Below are 609 nucleotides of genomic sequence, written 5' to 3'. Positions count from 1 at the left end.
TATTTATAAATTGCTCTACCTGATTATTATTATCATTCTATTTCCATTTGCAATTTTCCCATTAATGGCAACCTGGGCTAGGGTTACTCATACGCCATTTCCCATCGATTTAACTGCCTATGATTGGGTGAATCGGTATGCACCCCTATATTTATTCTGGGGAAGTGTGGCTTTATCACTCATTTTGATTGGCCTTTTTCTGGTCATTATTTTCTGGCATCGCCCTAACACGATGTACCTGTATCAGAAGCCTACGGGACAATTAATTGTAACTCGGAAGGCCATTAGTAATTTTGTTTTGACTGCTTTGAAGCAAGAGCCCTATATTCAAGACCCCAAAGTTACGACCAGATTATCTAAGCACAAAATTCGAATTCGGGTCTCAGGTGCTTTGTTGCCGTCTGATCAGGCCACTCAACAGGGAAAAGAGTTTATTCAGACGATTGAAACGCGCTTAAAAACTACCTTGGGTCTGGCTCCTGACAAGCAGATTAGTATTAAGTTAAATGATTTCAGCCAGCCAGATTCTCACCATTCACGGGTTATGTAGGAGGTAAATTTATATGGCAAATTATTGGCAAAAATATAAATGGCCCATTATTGGGGGGG

General features: G+C 40.2%; 1 protein-coding gene. It reads left to right on the top strand.

Annotated features, from left to right (window positions below; translation table 11 throughout):
• Positions 1-550: alkaline shock response membrane anchor protein AmaP (gene amaP / locus FC85_RS00010; RefSeq protein WP_083484816.1), on the top strand; the 550-nt coding region annotated here is incomplete at its 5' end.
• Positions 551-609 lie beyond the last annotated feature (59 nt).

The sequence above is a fragment of the Lentilactobacillus diolivorans DSM 14421 genome, from assembly GCF_001434255.1.
GTDB classification, from domain to species: Bacteria; Bacillota; Bacilli; order Lactobacillales; family Lactobacillaceae; genus Lentilactobacillus; species Lentilactobacillus diolivorans.
The sequence above is the reverse complement of the archived record's forward strand: the minus strand, read 5'-3'. Positions and strand labels throughout refer to the sequence as shown.